The organism is Shinella sp. (assembly GCF_035998705.1).
In the GTDB taxonomy this organism is placed as follows: Bacteria; Pseudomonadota; Alphaproteobacteria; order Rhizobiales; family Rhizobiaceae; genus Shinella.
Map to the genome: position 1 here is coordinate 159994 of NZ_DASYHH010000010.1, position 16414 is coordinate 176407.

Below are 16414 nucleotides of genomic sequence, written 5' to 3' on the forward strand. Positions count from 1 at the left end.
ATGGTCAGGAGGCGGATGCCCTCTCTTCGTGCGCGGTCGCGATGGCGGCGAGCGCCGATCGGATGGCCGAGGGCGACGAGGCCCTGGCAACCGCGCAGGTGGCGGCGGAAAGCGAGCCGACCCGGATCGACTGGCCACCACGCGCATTCGCCAGTGCGAACATGGATTCGTCCGTCAGGTCGTCGCCGATCGCGATCGGCAAGCGGCCGGCGAAGGCGGGCGCGTCGAGGTAGGCGGCGACCGCGTCGCCCTTGTCGGCCCGCGCGGGCCGGATTTCGAAGACCATCTTGCCGGGTTGCAGCACCCAGCCCGGTCCCGCTTCCTCGGCGAGGTCCCGCATCAGCGTTTCGATCGCGGTGTTATAGGCGGGCGCCAGCCGGTAATGCGCCGCGACGGCGGCACCCTTGTCCTCGATCAGGACACCTTCCATCCAGGCAGTCTGTTCAGTGAGACGCTTTTTCAACTGAGCGAAGGCGGGCGTTTGCGTGACGATCGACGTCTCGCCGTCGGCGGCCCGGAACTCTGCGCCGTGCAGACCGGCGATCGGGAAGCGGAACGGCGCGAAAAGCCCGTCCGCATAGGGCAGGCTGCGCCCCGTCACCAGCGCCAGCGCGCCGCGCAACCGGGCGGAGACGGCGTCCAGGGTGCCGGGCAGCGACAGCGGCACCTGAATGGCATCCGGCGTCGTCGCGAGATCGATGAGGGTGCCGTCGATGTCGAGGAAGAGCGCCCAGCGATCGGGCTCATCGACCAGGCGACGGATGAGATGGCGGGTTGCGACGTCGGACGGCCGCGATGGTTCCTGTTCGCTCATCGACCAGCAACTAGATCGCGATTGCCGGCTGGCAAGGGGAGATGTCCGCTGAGCCGGCAGGAACAAGTTTTTCCCCGGCGCATTCTGGTCTCGCATTCAACAAGGGAACGGATATGGCCAAACAGAAATCGCGACCGGTCGAGGAGAACGAGGCGCCCGTCACCCACGGGGCGGAAGAGCTGCCGACGGTCACCGTCGCAAGCTACAATCTCGAACGGCGCGACAAGGAAGGCTTCATCGGCGACCGGGCGAACAAGGGCGCCTTCCGCGACGCCATCAACGACTGGCGCAAGCGTGTCCGCGAGGGTGGCGACGATCCACTGGGCGGCGTTCCGACCGACGATCTCTCGAAGAAGGAGGTCGATGCACTGCTGAAGGATCCGGAATCGGAGGCGGCCGCCCTCGTGATGGCGGCGATCGGCGATTTCGGACAAGCGCTTGCGGGCGTCATTGCCCAATACCTGAAGGAAGATTCCTGGAAGGATACCGAAACGATCGCCGTTGGCGGCGGCTTCCGCGACAGCAAGGTCGGCATGATGGCGATCGCGCGCGCCCAGATCCTGCTAAAGGCGGAAGGCCTGAAGGTGGCGCTGAAGCCGATCGCCCATCATCCGGACGAGGCGGGCCTAATCGGTGCCGTGCATCTCATTCCCTCCTGGATGCTGAAGGGCCATGATGCGATCCTCGCCGTCGATATCGGCGGCACCAATATCCGCGCCGGTGTCATCAAGCTCAACCTCGACGAAAAGGCGGATTTCTCCAAGGCCAAGGTCTGGAAGTCCGAGCTGTGGCGCCATGCCGATGACGAACCCCGCCGCACCGCGACGATCGAATATCTGGTCCGTATGATCGAGGCGCTGATCGCGAAGGCCGAGAAGGCCAAGCTGGCGCTGGCGCCGGTCATCGGCATCGGCTGCCCCGGCATCATCGCGGCGGACGGCTCGATCGCCCGCGGCGGGCAGAACCTGCCGGGCGGCAATTGGGAAAGCACGCATTTCAACCTGCCGGAAGCGCTGCGCACCGCTATTCCGCACATCACCGACCAACCGACCTTCGTCATCATGCACAATGATGCCGTGGTTCAGGGCCTCTCCGAAGTGCCGCGCATGAAGGACGTGAAAAGCTGGGCCGCGGTGACGATCGGCACCGGGCTGGGCAATGCCAGCTTCGTCAACAAGAAAAATTAGCGCGCGAAGGCGAGCGGGCGGCCGGAGGATGGCTGGCGCACGACATCCATCGCGACGCCGAAGATGCGATCGAGTTCCGGCGGCGTCATGATGGTCTCCGGCGTGCCGACGGAGACAACCTCGCCGCCGCGCAGCGCGACGATGTCGTCGCAATAGCGCGCCGCCATGTTGACGTCGTGCAGCACGGTGACGACGGTGACGTTCTTCTGCGCTGTCAGGTCGCGCACCAGCGACAGGACCTCGATCTGGTGGGCGATGTCGAGGGCGGAAATCGGCTCGTCGAGCAGCATGCAGCGGGCGTCCTGCGCGACCAGCATGGCGATCCAGGCTCGCTGGCGTTCGCCGCCGGAGAGGCTGTCGACCAGGCGATCGGCAAGCGTGCCGAGATGGGTGAGTTCGATCGCCTCCTCGACCCTGCGGCGGTCCTCGGCGGAAAAGCGCCCGAGCGCGCCGTGCCAGGGATAACGCCCGAGTGCGACCAACTCCTTCACCAGCATGCCCGGCGCCAGCGGCAGGGACTGCGGCAAATGGGCGAGCCGACGCGCCAGCGTGCGCCGCTCCCAGCTTTCGAGCGGCTGGCCCTCGAAATGGATGCGGCCCGATGTCGGCGTGGCAAGCCGGCCGAGAAGTTTCAGCAGCGTCGACTTGCCCGATCCGTTATGGCCGATCAGCGCGACCGAGCGGCCTTCGACGATCTCCAGCGAGATCGAGCTGAGCAGCGCCCGCCCCTCCAGTTCCATGCCGACATCGTGCAGGGAAAACACGGAGGCCGGAGCGGTTGAAGGTCCGGTTGCTTGTGCCGCCGATGCGCTCATGAAAAGCAGGTCCTCGCAAATATGATTTCCGCCTTCATATTTTCACCCGCGCGGCGCGGCAAGCGCCAAGTTGCGAGGGATGTCACGCGGCCGGCTGCTTGCGGACGAGATAGATCCCCACGAGGCTCATCGCGGCCAGCGCATACCAGGTAAGCGCATAGACGAGATGGCTGTTGCGGAAGGCGACGACGGTGAGCCCGCCGACCGGGAGGCCGCCCGGATTGGGCGTCGCGTCCGCATCGATGAAATAGGGCGCAACGCTGCTCAGGCCTTTGGCGGCGGCGATGGCGGCAATATCGCGGGAGAACCAGCGGTCGTTTGCCGGATCGTTGGAGCGCAGGAAGGCGCCGCCGGGTTCGCTGATGCGCAGCAGGCCGGTCACGGTGACGGGGCCGGCGGCGATCTCGCTTGCCACGCGCGCGGCGGGATCGCGCTTGTCGGCGGGCACGAAGCCGCGGTTGATGACCACGGTCGATTCGTCCGGCAGGCGGAGCGGCGTCAGCACCCAGAAACCGGCGCCGCGCTCCGTCACGGCCTGCACCAGCACCGTCTTGTCGTGCTGGAAGAGGCCGGTGGCGGTGACGCGACGATACTCGTCCTTTTCCGGGCTGATCGCCGGCCATTCCGCCCTGCCCGGCGCCGGCACCGGCTCGGCATGGACGCGGCTTTCGACGCGCGCGATGAGGTCGAGCTTCCAGAACAACCGCTGCACCTGCCATGTGCCGAGCGCCAGGAAGACGGCGACGAGGAGGAGCAGGAAGCCCGTGAGAGGCCATCGGGCGCGGGGGGATGGTTGGGGCATGGGCTACGCCACCCCCCTCTGCCCTGCCGGGCATCTCCCCCTCAAGGGGGGAGATGGGATGGCGCGCCGTTTCGTCCATCTCAACCGTTGCCGATTGAGCAAAGTTTTCGCTTCCTGCCGATCTCCCCCCTTGAGGGGGAGATGCCCGGCAGGGCAGAGGGGGGTGTTTGCATCGCAACGCACGCGGCTCGCCCTCGTCAGGGCATGTTCTTCATCATCTCGTGGGTCATCGGCATCATGTTCTGGTTGAGGTGATGCATGACCCAGAGCGAGCCGGCGAGCGCGATGCCGACGATGATCAGCGTGAAGATCAGCGCCATCATCGTCCAGCCGCCCTCCGAGCGCGGGTTCATGTGCAGGAAATAGACCATGTGAACGACGATCTGCACGACGCCGATGCCCATGACGATGACGGCGGTCAGCAGCTTGCTGTCCAGCACGCCGGCCATTACCAGCCAGAAGGGAATGGCCGTCAGGATCACCGACAGGACGAAGCCCGTCATGTAGCCCTTGAACGAGCCATGGCCGGCGCCGTGGCCGTGGCTGTGGGCGTGGTGGGCTTCGGCAGCGTCTTCATGGGTGGGGTGCGCGCTCATCCGATGACTCCAAGCAGATAGACGAAGGAGAAGACGCCGATCCAGATGACGTCGAGGAAGTGCCAGAACATCGAGAGGCACATCAGGCGGCGGCGGTTTTCCGGGATCAGCCCGTGTTTGCCGACCTGCACCATCAGCGTGATCAGCCAGATGATGCCGAAGGTGACGTGCAGGCCGTGTGTTCCGACCAGCGTGAAGAAGGACGACAGGAAGGCCGAGCGCGTCGGGCCGGCGCCCTCGAGGATCAGGTGGTAGAACTCGTAGATTTCCAGCGCCAGGAAGATCGCGCCGAACACGCCGGTAATGCCGAGCCAGACCAGCGTCTCCATCTTGGCATTGCGCTCCATCTGGAGCATGGCGAAGCCGTAGGTGATGGACGAGAGCAGCAGCATCGCCGTGTTGATGGCGACGATGTTGAGATCGAACAGGTCGGCCGGTGACGGACCTGCCGCATAGTTGCGGCCGAGCACGCCGTGGGTGGCGAAGAGCACGGCGAAGATCAGGCAGTCGCTCATCAGGTAGAGCCAGAAACCCAGCATGGTGCTGTTTTCCGGGTGATGGTCTTCCGTCAGGTAGAACTTCGGCTTTTCGTCGGTTTGCTGGACTTGGGTCGCGCTCATGGCTCAGGTCCGTTCTTGAAGCAGCTTGGACCGCGCGTCTTCGGTCGCCGTCACCGTTTCGGCGGAGATGAAGAAATCGCGATTGTAGTTGAAGGTATGGGCGATCGACACCGCGATGATGCCGATGAAGGAGAGAACGACCAGCCACCAGATGTACCAGATCATCGCGAAGGCCAGCACGACGCTGATGGCAGCGAGGATCACGCCGGTGCCGGTGTTCCTCGGCATGTGGATCGGCTTGAAGCCTTCGAGCGGACGCTCGTAGCCGCGGTTCTTCATGTCATACCAGCTGTCGTGGTCGTGCACGACGGGCGTGAAGGCGAAGTTGTAGTCCGGCGGCGGCGAGGAGGTCGACCATTCGAGCGTGCGGCCGTCCCACGGATCGCCCGAGGTGACGCGAAGCTCGTCGCGCCGGAGGTAGCTCACCACCAGCTGGACGACGAAGGAGCCGATGCCGAGCGCGATCAGGCCCGCGCCGAAGGCGGCGATGACGAACCAGATTTGCAACGACGGATCCTCGAACTGGCTGACGCGGCGGGTGACGCCCATCAGGCCGAGCACGTAGAGCGGCATGAAGGCGAAGAAGAAGCCGATCTGCCAGAACCAGAAGGTCATCTTGCCCCAGAACGCATCGAGCTTGTAGCCGAAGGCTTTCGGCCACCAGTAGACGAGGCCCGCCATCAGCCCGAACAGCACGCCCCCGATGATGACGTTGTGGAAATGGGCGATGAGGAACAGCGAATTGTGCAGCACGAAGTCGGCCGGCGGGATGGCCAGCATGACGCCGGTCATGCCGCCGATGACGAAGGTGATCATGAAGCCGACCGTCCACAGCATCGGCACCTCGTAGCGGATGCGGCCGCGATACATGGTGAAGAGCCAGTTGAACATCTTCGCGCCCGTCGGGATCGAAATGATCATCGTCGTGATGCCGAAGAAGGCGTTGACCGAAGCGCCCGAGCCCATCGTGAAGAAGTGGTGAAGCCAGACGATATAGGAGAGGATCATGATCACGCAGGTGGCATAGACCATCGACGCGTACCCAAAGAGGCGCTTGCCGCAGAAGGTCGCGACCACCTCGGAGAAGATCCCGAAGGCCGGCAGCACAAGGATGTAGACCTCCGGATGGCCCCAGATCCAGATGAGGTTGATATACATCATCGGGTTGCCGCCGAGGTCGTTGGTGAAGAAGTTCGTCCCCACGTAACGGTCGAGCGACAGCAGTGCGAGCGTCGCGGTCAGGATCGGGAAGGTCGCGACGATCAGGATGTTGGTGCAGAGCGACGTCCAGGTGAAGATCGGCATCTTCATGAAGGTCATGCCCGGTGCGCGCATCTTCACGATGGTCGCGATCAGGTTGATGCCCGACAGCGTCGTGCCGACGCCCGCCACCTGCAGCCCCCAGATGTAATAATCGACGCCGACGCCGGGACTGTAGTCCACGCCGGACAGCGGCGGATAGGCGAGCCAGCCGGTGCGCGCGAATTCGCCCACGAAGAGCGACATCATGACGATGATCGCGCCGCCGGTCGTCATCCAGAAGGAAAAATTGTTGAGGAAGGGGAAGGAGACGTCGCGGGCGCCGATCTGGAGCGGCACGACGTAGTTCATGAAACCGGTGACGAAGGGCATCGCCACGAAGAAGATCATGATCACGCCATGCGCGGTGAAGATCTGGTCGTAGTGGTGCGGGTTGAGGTAACCCTCGTTGCCGTTGAAGGCGATGGCCTGCTGGATGCGCATCATGATGGCATCGGCGAAGCCGCGCAGCAGCATGACGATCGCCAGGATGATGTACATGATGCCGATCTTCTTGTGATCGACGCTGGTGAACCACTCGTGCCAGAGATAGCCCCAGAGCTTGAACTTCGTGATGAGGCCGAGGAGCGCGATGCCGCCGAGCGCCACCACCGCGAAGGTCACGACGAGGATGGGCTCGTGATAGGGGATCGCCTCCCAGGTAAGCCGTCCGAAGATGAATTGCGTGAGGCTGATGTCACCGAACATGGGTTGTCCAATATCTTTCGAATGCGAGCGCGGGGCTCGTGAGGTCTCCCAGCGCCCGCCGGAACCGGCGAGCGTGGTGAGGTCCCGTTACATCTTGTGCATGTCGTGGTTCATCGTGGCCGGCTCCTCCTGCCGCTCCTCGACGCCTTCGGCCGGCTCTTCGCTGCGCGCGGGATTGCCGGTTTCCGGGAAGGTGGCGCCGGGCGCTTCCTCCTCCGCATGGCGGTTGTCGTGCTCCAGCTTCGCCCGGTTCTCATGGCTCTCGACGCCGGCGCCGCCCATCATGTCGATATGCATCATGTCCTTCATGCACATCTGGCCGGTGCGCACACACATGTTGAGCACCGCCTCGTAGAGACCGTCTTCGACGCTCGCATAGTAGCGAACGGGTTCCTTCATGCTCGGCTTCTCGAGCTTGAGGTAGGCGTCGCGATTGAGCATCGTGCCGTTCTGCTTCACCCGCGCGACCCAGGCGTCGAAGCCCGCCTGGTCGACGCCATGGAACTTGAAGCGCATGTGGGAGAAGCCGTCGCCGCTATAGTTGGACGACAGGCCTTCATATTCGCCGGGCTTGTTGATGACGGCGTGCAGTTTGGTCTGCATGCCCGGCATCGTGTAGATCATGCCGGCGAGCGCGGGCACGTAGAAGGAGTTCATCACCGAGGAGGCGGTGAGCTTGAAATTGATCGGCACGTCGACGGGGGCCGCCATCTCGTTGACGGTGGCGATGCCGTAGTCCGGATAGAAGAACAGCCATTTCCAGTCGAGCGCCACGACCTCGACATTGATCGGCTTGACCTCCTCGGTCACCGGCCGCGCGGCATCGATCCGGTCGAGCGGGCGGTAGGGATCGAGCTTGTGGGTGCTGACCCAGGTGATCGCGCCGAGCGCGATGATAATGGCGAGCGGTGCCGACCAGATGATGACTTCGAGGCCGGTCGAGTGGTGCCATTCCGGGTCATACTTCGCCGCCGTGTTCGACTGGCGGTAATGCCAGGCGAAATAGAGCGTCAGGCAGATGACGGGAATGATGATGATCAGCATCAGGAAGGTCGAGATGACGATCAGGTCCCGCTGCTGCGCCGCGACGTCACCGGAGGGCGACATGACGACCATGTTGCACCCCGAAAGCGTCGCGAGCATCAGCGTGAGGATGATGGATCGTCGTGCTAAACTGAATGGCTTCGGCATTTCGGCCTCAACTTGTGTTCTGTCTAGTCGGCAATAGGCGGGTGCGGCCACGCTTGAAAATGAGGTCGTTCGTCGCAGCGCAGCATTCTGTCGCAGTAGGCTAGTGAAGTTGGGGCTTTCTGTCGATGCGCCTTTGTACTAGCCCAATAGAAATGTTTGTTGTCAATTGAGGCCGGCTTGCGGGCTTTCTGCGTCTTGTCCTTGATATCGGGCCCCGATTGGTCAACATTCTAACGACATGATGCAAATCCCCGTGGAGAAGTTCATGAGCTCGGCCAGCAATCCCACATCGTCCGGTCTCGAGCGAGACGCCCGCCGCATGCACGACGACGACAAGCCGCTGTCGCCGGGCAGCGTCGCGATCGGCGTGGTGATCGGCCGGACTTCGGAATTCTTCGACTTCTTCGTCTACGGCCTGGGCTCCATCCTCGTCTTCCCGAAGCTCATCTTCCCCTTCGCGTCCAGTCCGGTCGCCGCGACCCTGATGTCCTTCGCGCTGTTTCCGCTGGCCTTCCTTGCCCGTCCGGTCGGCTCCTTCGTCTTCATGTGGATCGACCGCAACTACGGCCGCGGCACGAAGCTGACGGTCGCATTGTTCCTTCTCGGCGGCTCGACGGCGTCGATCGCCTTCCTGCCGGGCTACGACACGATCGGCTATTGGGCGGTGGCGCTGCTCGCTCTGTTCCGCCTCGGCCAGGGGTTTGCGCTCGGCGGCGCCTGGGACGGCCTTGCCTCGCTGTTGAACCTCTCGGCACCGCCGAATCGCCGCGGCTGGTATGCGATGATCCCGCAGCTCGGCGCGCCGATCGGCTTCGCGCTGGCAAGCGTTCTCTTCGGCTACATGGTCTCCAGCCTTTCCGAGGCCGATTTCCTCGCCTGGGGCTGGCGCTATCCGTTCTTCGTCGCCTTCGCGATCAACGTCGTGGCGCTCTTCGCGCGCCTGCGCATCGTCGCCAGCAAGGAGTTCGGCGCGGCGATGGAAGCGCAGGAATTGCAGGCCCGGCCGATCTTCGAAATGCTCAGCAAACACAGCATGGACGTGGTGCTCGGCGCCTTCGTGCCGCTCGCAAGCTTTGCGATGTTCCACCTCGTCACCATCTTCCCCTTGAGCTGGATCACGCTGTTCGGCGGCCAGTCGGCGGCGCAGTTCCTCTGGGTGCAGGTGGCGGGCGCGGCGCTGGGCGCCGTCGGCATCGTGCTGTCCGGCTTTATCGCCGACCGGATCGGCCGACGCAACGAGCTGATGCTCGGCGCCATCCTGATTGCGATCTTCAGCTTCTCCGCGCCGTTCCTGCTGGATTCCGGCGGCAAGGGGCAGGATGCCTATATCCTGATCGGCTTCTTCATCCTCGGCCTCACCTTCGGCCAGTCCTCCGGCGCCGTCTCCTCGCGCTTCACGCAATATTACCGCTATACCGGTGCGGCACTCACCTCCGACCTCGCCTGGCTTTTTGGCGCGGGTTTTGCGCCGCTCGTGGCGCTCGGCCTCGCCAGCAGCTTCGGCATCATCTTCATCGGCGGCTACCTGATCTCGGGCGCGATCTGCACCATCGCGGCGCTCACGCTCACGCGGGCGCTCGACCAGCAATAGGCTTCGAGGAAGGGCTTCAGCCCTCCTCGGCGGCACCCCGGCGCCAGTAGGAGACGACGAGGTGCTCCTTGTTCGAGAGGCGCTTCTCCTGCCGCAGGAAGCTGCGGATGGCGCGGAAGGCATCGAACTCGCAGCCGGCCCAGACATAGACGGCCGCGCCATCGGCCGGGAAATCCGCACCGCGCACCGCATCGGGAAGCAGGCTCGGGCTGCCGGCCGGGCGGCCGTCGCGCGGCAGCCATTCGGCGTGCATGCCCGGCGGCATGCGGAGCGGCTGGATTTCGGCGGCATCCGCCACTTCGAGGAAAACCTCGCCGCGCGCCTGCACGGGCAGGTGCTCCAGCATGCGGCCGATCGCAGGAAGCGCCGTCTCGTCGCCGGCGAAGAGATACCAGTCGGCCGCAACAAGGCCGCCGCCGCCGGGACCGACGATGCCGACCCGGTCGCCGACGGACGCGGTCTTCGCGAAATCCGAACCGGGGCCGGCATCCTCATGCAGCACGAAATCGATGTCGAGCGTGCCGGCGGCGAGGTCGACGGCGCGGATCGTGTATTTGCGCATCAGCGGCCGCAGTTCCGGCCGATCCCAGGCGATCACGCCGTTCGCGCCGACGCGCGGCCATTGCGGCTCGTCCGCGTCGTGCTGCTGGATCATCAGGTTGACGTGCAGCGCCTGAAGGCCGGCGAAGCGCGCGACATCGTCGCCGGAAAAGGTCAGCCGGCGCATGTGCGGGGTCAGCGCCCGGCTGGCGACCACCCGAAGGATCTGGAAATTCGGCGGGCGCACGATATCCTCGCCGTCGCCGGCCCAGGTGATGGAAGGCGGGTCGTCGCCGGCGAATTCCAGGATATGCGAGGCGATGGCCATGCGGGCGAGATAGAGGCCCTCGAGATCCGGCGCGGCGATGTCGACCAGCGTCTCGGCGCCATCGCGCGAAAACTGTGCGCGGATGCCGCCGAGCGTCAGAAGCGGCCCGGTCGGCCCGTCGCTGACGTCCGCATTGTGTTCCAGCATATGTTCGCAGAATTCGGCGATGACGGGCTCGGGATTGTTGAGCGCGATGCGGGCCTGCGCGGTGTATTCTCTGCCTTGCATGGGTTTTCCTATTGCGGATTGAAGTCGATCCAGAAGGTGCCTTCGAGCGGCACCGCCAGGAAACGGTCATTGATTTCGGCAAGCGTTTTCGCCGGGTCGACGTCGGTAAAGAGCGCGGGATGCATCCATTTCGCGTAACATTCGAAAACCAGGATATTGAGCACCGAGATCGAGAGCTGGTGCGACACCGCATGCGCCCTGCCCCCGCGCACCGCCGCCAAGCCGTCGCGCATGCCCTTGCTAAGAACATCGCCGAAGGATTTTTGCGCCGCTGCGGCGTCGATGCCGCCGCCGAGCACGAGGCCGCCCTGGGCGGCGAGGTGCGGGCCGCCGGTTGCGATATAGACGTCCGGATTCGCGCCGAGCACGAATTCGGGGCTCAACTGGCCGTCATAACCCGGCACGTCCGCGCCGATGCTTTTCCCCCCGGCAAGCCGCAGCGTATCCGTCATGCGGTTGCCCTTGCCGGGTGTCGAGCAGCAGACGGCGCCGGCATGGGCATCGACCAGCACGGAGACCGGCTCCACCGTTACCGTGCGATCCGTGATGCGCCTGTAATGCGCGCGCAGAAAATCGCCGAACGCCCGGCCCTTCGTAGCCTGCCCGACCGCCTTGGCCAGCAGTTCGACGGAAAAGGCGGTCGTTTCCGCCGGCCCCTTGCCGTCATTGACCGGCCCGTCGAGGAAGAGCACCGGCACGCCGGCCGCCTCCAGGGTCGCGGCCGCCTCCATCCACCCCGTCTCCCAGATCGACACGACGAAGAGGTCCGGCTTCACGGAGAGGATGGCCTCCACCGACGTTTTCGCCGGCAGCACGCCGCCGACTGTCGGAATGGCGTCGATTGCGGGAAAACGCCGGCGATAGGCCTCGTACATGCCGCGGTCGATGCGCTGGGGTGCCGCCCAGCCGGCGATGCGCGCGACGGGATCGGCATCGACGAGGGCGAGCGACAGGAGGAGCAGGCTTTCGTTCGTCACGATGCGGCGCGCCGGTTCGGCAAGGCGGACGGTGCGCCCGGCCGCGTCCGAGAGCAGGATTTCGGCCCGCGCCGGCCCGACGAGGAGCGCCATCGCCAGCACCAGCAAGGCCACCAGCCGGGAAAGGGCCGCCGGCAGACCGGCGACCCCTCCCCTCGTCTTGTTCACGCCGCCTGTTTTCACCACGAATATTTCAGGCTCGCGGTGATGGCGCGGCCCGCGCCGTAGTTGCAGCTGCCGCCGGTGGTGTTGAGGCAATGGGAGACATACTCCTTGTCGAACAGGTTGGTGACGTTGACGCGCAGCCTGGTGCCGGAAAAGTCCTTGTCGATGGCGCCGAAATCGTATTCCGCGCCGATATCGACGAGTGCCCGGCCGGGAATGCGCAGCTCCGGCAGATAGGTGCTGTCGGTCTGGTAGGACGACATCGCCCTGACCCCGGCATTGAGCGTCAGGCCTTCGACGGCGCTCGGCCGATAGTTCACCCAGACGCTGCCCTGGTGTTCCGGCAGGCGCAGCATCTCGCGGCCCAGCTCGCTCGCCCGGTTGCTCTTCAGGATTTCGGAATTCGAATAGGCATAGGCCGCCAGCAGATCCAGCTCCGGCGTCAGCTCGTATTTGCCCTCGATATCGAGACCGCGCACGCGCTGTTTGCCCGTCTGCAAATTGAAGAGCGCATTGGTCGGGTCCGGCGTCAGCGCATTCTCCAGCGTCATGTCGAAGAGCGAGACGGTGATGATGCCGCGCCCTGCCGGCGGCTCGTATTTCAGGCCGATCTCGTATTGCTCCGCCGTCTGCGCCTTGAACGGATTGCCCGCCTGGTCCGTGCCGAGCGTCGGCAGGAAGGAGGTCGAGTAGCTGGCATAGGGCGCCATGCCGTTGTCGAAGAGATAGGTGAGGCCGGCGCGCCAGGTCAGTCTTTGGTCGTCGTTGGAGACGGTCGTGCCCGTCAGGCGGTTGGCGCTCTCGATATCGGAAAAATCGTAGCGCAGGCCGAAGGTGCCCACCCAATTGTCATAGCGGATCTGATCCTGCGCATAGAGGCCGAGCTGCTGCTGCTTCTGGAGGCCGGAGCGTTGGATGTCGGGAACGGGAATGTCGACCTCGCCGTAGGTCGGATCGAGCAGGTCGAACGGCGGAATGCCGACCAGGCCGTTGCCGAAATTCGTCGAGGACGAGGCCTTCAGGTAGTCCAGGCCAATCAGCAGCGTGTGGTCGAGCGCGCCGGTATCGAAGCGGGCCTCGGCCTGCGTGTCCACGTTGAAGCTCGAAACCCAGTCGTCGGAGATCGCCGAGGCGCGGTTGAGCGTGTGCCCGTCCGGCTGGTAGGCGAAGACCGGGTTGACGAGGACGAGGAACATGTTCTGGTCGGAGCGACCGTAGCGCAGGTTCTGCCGTACCGTCCAGGTCTCGTTGAATTCGTGCTCGAATTCATAACCGAGCGTATAGAAATCGCGCTCGAAGACCTCCGCATTCGGATCGCCGAGATAAAGGTCGCGCGGGATCTGGCCGTTCGGATTGTTCAGAAGCGTGCCGACGGCGGGGTAGAAGCGCGGGCTGAAGACCGGCCGGTCCTTCTGGTAATAGCCGTAGAGGGTGAGCGAGGTCTGGTCGCTCGGCGCCCAGGTGAGGCTCGGCGCCAGCATCAGCTGCTTCTCACGCTCGCGGTCGACCTGGCTTCCCATGTTCTTGCCGAGCGCGATGATGCGGTAGAGCCATTCGCCGTCCTCGGTCAGCGGGCCGGTCATGTCGAGCGTGCCCTCGACGCCGCCATGGGAGGAGGTCTCGATGCCGACCTCGTTGTGCGCCGTCTCCTGCGGCCGCTTGCCGACCTGGTTGATCAGGCCACCCGGCACGGCGCGGCCATAGAGCACGGAGGCCGGCCCCTTGATGACGTCGATGCGCTCCAGCGCGAAGGCGTTGACGCTGGGCGTCGCATAGTTGCTCGGGTCGCCCGGCAAAACGAGGCCGTCGAGCCACATCGTGCCATAGGTGTTGAAGCCGCGGATATAGAGCCAGTCGTAGCGGATGTCGTAGCCGTTGGGATCGGGATGCACGCCCGGCGTATAACGCAGCGCCTCGGCGACCGTATTGACGCCCTGTGCGTCCATCTGGTCGCGCGTGACGACGCTGATCGCCTGCGGCGTCTCGCGGATCGACGTGTCGGTCTTCGAGGCGCTGAGGCTGCGCTTGGCGACGATGCCCCGGTCCGGCCCCTTCGCATTGTCCTCGCCGCTGTCGACGGTGATCGTCTGAAGCGTCGTCGTGCCGGCATCTTGCGCCGCCGCCGGGGCGGCGAGGCCCGCCAGGGCAAACGCAACGCCCGAGGCGAGCCGCAGCCGCCTGCGCCGGCTCGCTCCTGTTTCCGTACCCGTCTTTTTCACCAAATCCATGATCGGCCCACCCGTCCTGTCGCTTTACTTAAACTTGACCACATAAATCAAGTTAAGTTATTCCTAGGCAACACTCGCATGGCCGACAATGTCGGGTCCTTTGCGGGACGGGCAGATGCGTTTGCGGACGGATAAATCACCAGGGTTTGAAGGACAGGCAATGGCGGCGGCGGGCGAGGCCGAACATCAGGCGGGGGACGGGCATGTGCGCGTGCGCGATTTCATGCGGCACGCCGGCATCGCGCTCGACAGTCCCGACGACCGGCTTTCGATGGACGACACGCTGATGAAGGGCACGTTCCTGCATCGGGAACTGCGCCGCGGGCTGGTGCTGCATGTCAGCGATGCCGTCGAGGAGCGGGCCTTCACCGCCACCTCGCTGTTGCCGGAGGAGCTTTCCTGCATCTTCTTCCTGGAAGGCAATGTCGACCTGTCGATCGGCGACCGGCATTTCGCCTTCCAGGCTGAGCGCGGTGTGGCGCGCGGAGCGGCGATCATGAACGCCTGCCCGGAGAATTTTGCGCGCGCCTCGCGCGGACGCCAGCATCTGCGCCACCTCGTCGTGTCCGCCACGCCGGAATGGCTGCACCGCGATGCGTTGGAGGCGGTCACCGACACCAGGGGCGGCGCCCGGCTGCTGCGCGATCACCTCGCCGAACACCGCTGGACGTTGACGCCGCGCATGGTGGAGCTCGTCCGCCAGATCTTCAGTCCCTCGCCGCTGATCCCGCAACTGCGCGACCTCTATCTCGAAGGCCGTGCCGTCGAACTGGTGGCGGAGACGATGGCGGCGGTGTTGCAGGCCGACCGCAGCGATGCCGGCAGCAGCACTTTGCTGACCCGGCAGGACGCGATCTGCCTGCAAAGGGCGAAGGATTTCATCGAGGCGCATGGCGGCGAAGCATTGAGCGTGGAGACGATCGCCCGCGAGGCGGGCATCAGCGCCAGCGGCCTGCAACGGCTTTTCCGCGCGGCGGAGGGCCGCAGCGTCTTCGATTATGTGCGCAATCTCCGGCTGGAGCGTGCCTTCGCCGCCCTCGGCCGCGGCGATGTCACGGTGCAGGAGGCGAGTGCGCTCGCCGGCTATACGAGCGCCGCCAACTTCGCCACTGCCTTCCGCCGCCGCTTCGGCCTGGTGCCGACGGCCGCGCGCGGCAAAGCGTGAGGCTGGTTGCTACTCGGCCGGTGCGGGCTGGTCGGTTTCGCTCGCGGGGTCGATCGGCGCTTCTGCCGGCACCTCCGGGTTGCCTTCCGCCCGGTCGCGGTGCAAGGCCGCGCGGGCGAGCAGCATCAGCGTCACCGGCGTGGTGACCGTCACGAAGATGCCGATCAGGATTTCATGCACGACGAGCCGCGTCGACAGCACGGTGAAGAAGATCATCGAGGCCATGACGATGCCGCCGGTGCCCCAGCTCGTGCCGAGCGTCGGGGCGTGGATGCGCTCGTAGAAGGTCGGCAGGCGCGTAAACCCGATCGTGCCGATCAGCGTCAGGCCCGCGCCGAAGACGAGGAAGAAGGCGACGGCGAGCGCCGCCCAGGCCGGCAGGTCGCCTGCATGTTCGATCGTGCTCATTCGACCACCTCTCCGCGCATCAGGAATTTGGCGAGCGCCACCGTTGCCACGAAGCCGAGCATGCCGATGATGAGAGACGCCTCGAAATAGATGGCCTTGCCGGTGCGGATGCCGAAAACCATCAGCAGCAGCATCGAGTTGACATAAAGCGTGTCCAACGCCAGCACGCGGTCCTGCGCGCGAGGGCCGCGCGACATGCGGACCGCCGCGAGTGCCATGGCGAGCGCCAGCAGGATCTGCGCGATGGTGACGGACCAGGCGAGGATCATGTGGCTCATTCGAAAATCTCCATCAGCAGCGCCTCGTAGCGCGTCTTGATCAGCACCCGCCATTCCTCCTCGTCGATGAGGTCGAGCACGTGGATCAGCACCGTCCTGTTCAGCGAATTGTATTCGAGCCAGGCGGTTCCCGGCGTGCTGGTCACCACGATGGCGAGCACGGCGAGCGCCGTCGGGTTCTCGAGGTCGAGCGGCACGGTCATGAAGCCCGACTTGTGCCTGCGTTTGCCGCCCGTCAGCAGGATCGAGGCGACGGCGATGTTCGAGCGCAGGATATCGTAGAGCACGATGCCGACGAGTTTCGGCAGCAGATACCATTTTCGCAGGCGCGGTTTGGCCGGCCGGAGCGACGCCATGCCCCAGGAGGCGAGAACCGCGACGATGCAGCCGAGGATCAGCTGGCCGATGGTGAAGCCGTTGAGTGCCAGCCACATGAGGACGAGCGAGGCGCTGAGGAGCGGATAGGGCAGCATG

General features: G+C 64.9%; 16 protein-coding genes. 3 read left to right on the plus strand and 13 right to left on the minus strand.

All coding sequences use genetic code 11. The features are described from left to right. Nucleotides 1–4 precede the first annotated feature (4 nt). Nucleotides 5–814, minus strand: a complete 810-nt coding sequence (gene otsB / locus VGN93_RS08595) for a trehalose-phosphatase (RefSeq protein ID WP_327507130.1) — start codon at nucleotides 812–814, stop codon at nucleotides 5–7. 113 nt (nucleotides 815–927) lie between these two features. Here otsB and VGN93_RS08600 point away from each other — a divergent pair, with 113 nt between their 5' ends. After that, nucleotides 928–2001: an ROK family protein gene (locus tag VGN93_RS08600; RefSeq protein ID WP_327507131.1), complete on the plus strand. Its 1074-nt coding sequence runs from the start codon at nucleotides 928–930 to the stop codon at nucleotides 1999–2001. On the opposite strand, the gene VGN93_RS08605 is transcribed toward VGN93_RS08600, so the two are convergent. The 6 genes from VGN93_RS08605 to cyoA all read right to left on the minus strand — a co-directional run bounded on the left by VGN93_RS08605 (nucleotide 1998) and on the right by cyoA (nucleotide 8032). Then, nucleotides 1998–2816, minus strand: a complete 819-nt coding sequence (locus VGN93_RS08605; protein ID WP_327507132.1) for an ATP-binding cassette domain-containing protein — start codon at nucleotides 2814–2816, stop codon at nucleotides 1998–2000. The two genes, VGN93_RS08600 and VGN93_RS08605, sit on opposite strands and share 4 nt — an antisense overlap. A gap of 82 nt (nucleotides 2817–2898) precedes the next feature. After that, entirely contained in the window at nucleotides 2899–3618 is a 720-nt protein-coding gene (locus tag VGN93_RS08610; RefSeq protein WP_327507133.1) for an SURF1 family protein, read from the minus strand. A gap of 197 nt (nucleotides 3619–3815) precedes the next feature. Continuing rightward, nucleotides 3816–4214: a cytochrome o ubiquinol oxidase subunit IV gene (gene cyoD / locus VGN93_RS08615; RefSeq protein ID WP_327507134.1), complete on the minus strand. Its 399-nt coding sequence runs from the start codon at nucleotides 4212–4214 to the stop codon at nucleotides 3816–3818. Beyond that, nucleotides 4211–4834 carry a cytochrome o ubiquinol oxidase subunit III gene (gene cyoC, locus VGN93_RS08620; RefSeq protein ID WP_327507135.1) on the minus strand — a complete coding sequence of 208 codons (624 nt, stop codon included), beginning with the start codon at nucleotides 4832–4834 and terminating at the stop codon, nucleotides 4211–4213. The genes cyoD and cyoC overlap by 4 nt, the downstream gene beginning before the upstream one ends. Nucleotides 4835–4837: 3 nt before the next feature. Continuing rightward, the gene (gene cyoB, locus VGN93_RS08625) at nucleotides 4838–6841 is read right to left on the minus strand and encodes a cytochrome o ubiquinol oxidase subunit I (RefSeq protein WP_327507136.1); all 2004 of its coding nucleotides are present in this window, start codon (nucleotides 6839–6841) and stop codon (nucleotides 4838–4840) included. A gap of 87 nt (nucleotides 6842–6928) precedes the next feature. Beyond that, nucleotides 6929–8032 (minus strand): ubiquinol oxidase subunit II, encoded by a 1104-nt coding sequence (gene cyoA / locus VGN93_RS08630; protein ID WP_319313808.1) that lies wholly within the window; start codon nucleotides 8030–8032, stop codon nucleotides 6929–6931. Nucleotides 8033–8297: 265 nt separating this feature from the next. On the opposite strand from cyoA, the gene VGN93_RS08635 reads away from it, so the two are divergent. Beyond that, the gene (locus VGN93_RS08635) at nucleotides 8298–9623 is read left to right on the plus strand and encodes an MFS transporter (protein WP_327507137.1); all 1326 of its coding nucleotides are present in this window, start codon (nucleotides 8298–8300) and stop codon (nucleotides 9621–9623) included. A 16-nt stretch (nucleotides 9624–9639) separates the two neighbouring features. On the opposite strand, the gene VGN93_RS08640 is transcribed toward VGN93_RS08635, so the two are convergent. From VGN93_RS08640 to VGN93_RS08650, 3 genes are read right to left on the minus strand one after another with little or no spacing between them, the layout of a single operon-like run. Then, nucleotides 9640–10719 carry a siderophore-interacting protein gene (locus VGN93_RS08640; protein ID WP_327507139.1) on the minus strand — a complete coding sequence of 360 codons (1080 nt, stop codon included), beginning with the start codon at nucleotides 10717–10719 and terminating at the stop codon, nucleotides 9640–9642. A gap of 8 nt (nucleotides 10720–10727) precedes the next feature. After that, on the minus strand, nucleotides 10728–11864 hold the full coding sequence (locus tag VGN93_RS08645) for an ABC transporter substrate-binding protein (protein WP_327507140.1): 1137 nt from the start codon (nucleotides 11862–11864) through the stop codon (nucleotides 10728–10730). 11 nt (nucleotides 11865–11875) lie between these two features. Continuing rightward, nucleotides 11876–14089: a TonB-dependent siderophore receptor gene (locus tag VGN93_RS08650; RefSeq protein ID WP_327507141.1), complete on the minus strand. Its 2214-nt coding sequence runs from the start codon at nucleotides 14087–14089 to the stop codon at nucleotides 11876–11878. Nucleotides 14090–14249: 160 nt separating this feature from the next. On the opposite strand from VGN93_RS08650, the gene VGN93_RS08655 reads away from it, so the two are divergent. Then, on the plus strand, nucleotides 14250–15254 hold the full coding sequence (locus VGN93_RS08655; RefSeq protein WP_327507142.1) for an AraC family transcriptional regulator: 1005 nt from the start codon (nucleotides 14250–14252) through the stop codon (nucleotides 15252–15254). Between the two features lie 9 nt (nucleotides 15255–15263). On the opposite strand, the gene mnhG is transcribed toward VGN93_RS08655, so the two are convergent. The 3 genes from mnhG to VGN93_RS08670 are packed head-to-tail and all read right to left on the minus strand — an operon-like array spanning nucleotide 15264 to nucleotide 16413. Continuing rightward, on the minus strand, nucleotides 15264–15662 hold the full coding sequence (gene mnhG / locus VGN93_RS08660; protein ID WP_327507143.1) for a monovalent cation/H(+) antiporter subunit G: 399 nt from the start codon (nucleotides 15660–15662) through the stop codon (nucleotides 15264–15266). Beyond that, nucleotides 15659–15940, minus strand: coding sequence for a K+/H+ antiporter subunit F (locus VGN93_RS08665; RefSeq protein ID WP_327507144.1), 282 nt, complete (start codon nucleotides 15938–15940; stop codon nucleotides 15659–15661). The genes mnhG and VGN93_RS08665 overlap by 4 nt, the downstream gene beginning before the upstream one ends. After that, nucleotides 15937–16413, minus strand: a complete 477-nt coding sequence (locus VGN93_RS08670) for a Na+/H+ antiporter subunit E (RefSeq protein ID WP_327507145.1) — start codon at nucleotides 16411–16413, stop codon at nucleotides 15937–15939. The genes VGN93_RS08665 and VGN93_RS08670 overlap by 4 nt, the downstream gene beginning before the upstream one ends. Nucleotide 16414: the final 1 nt, after the last annotated feature.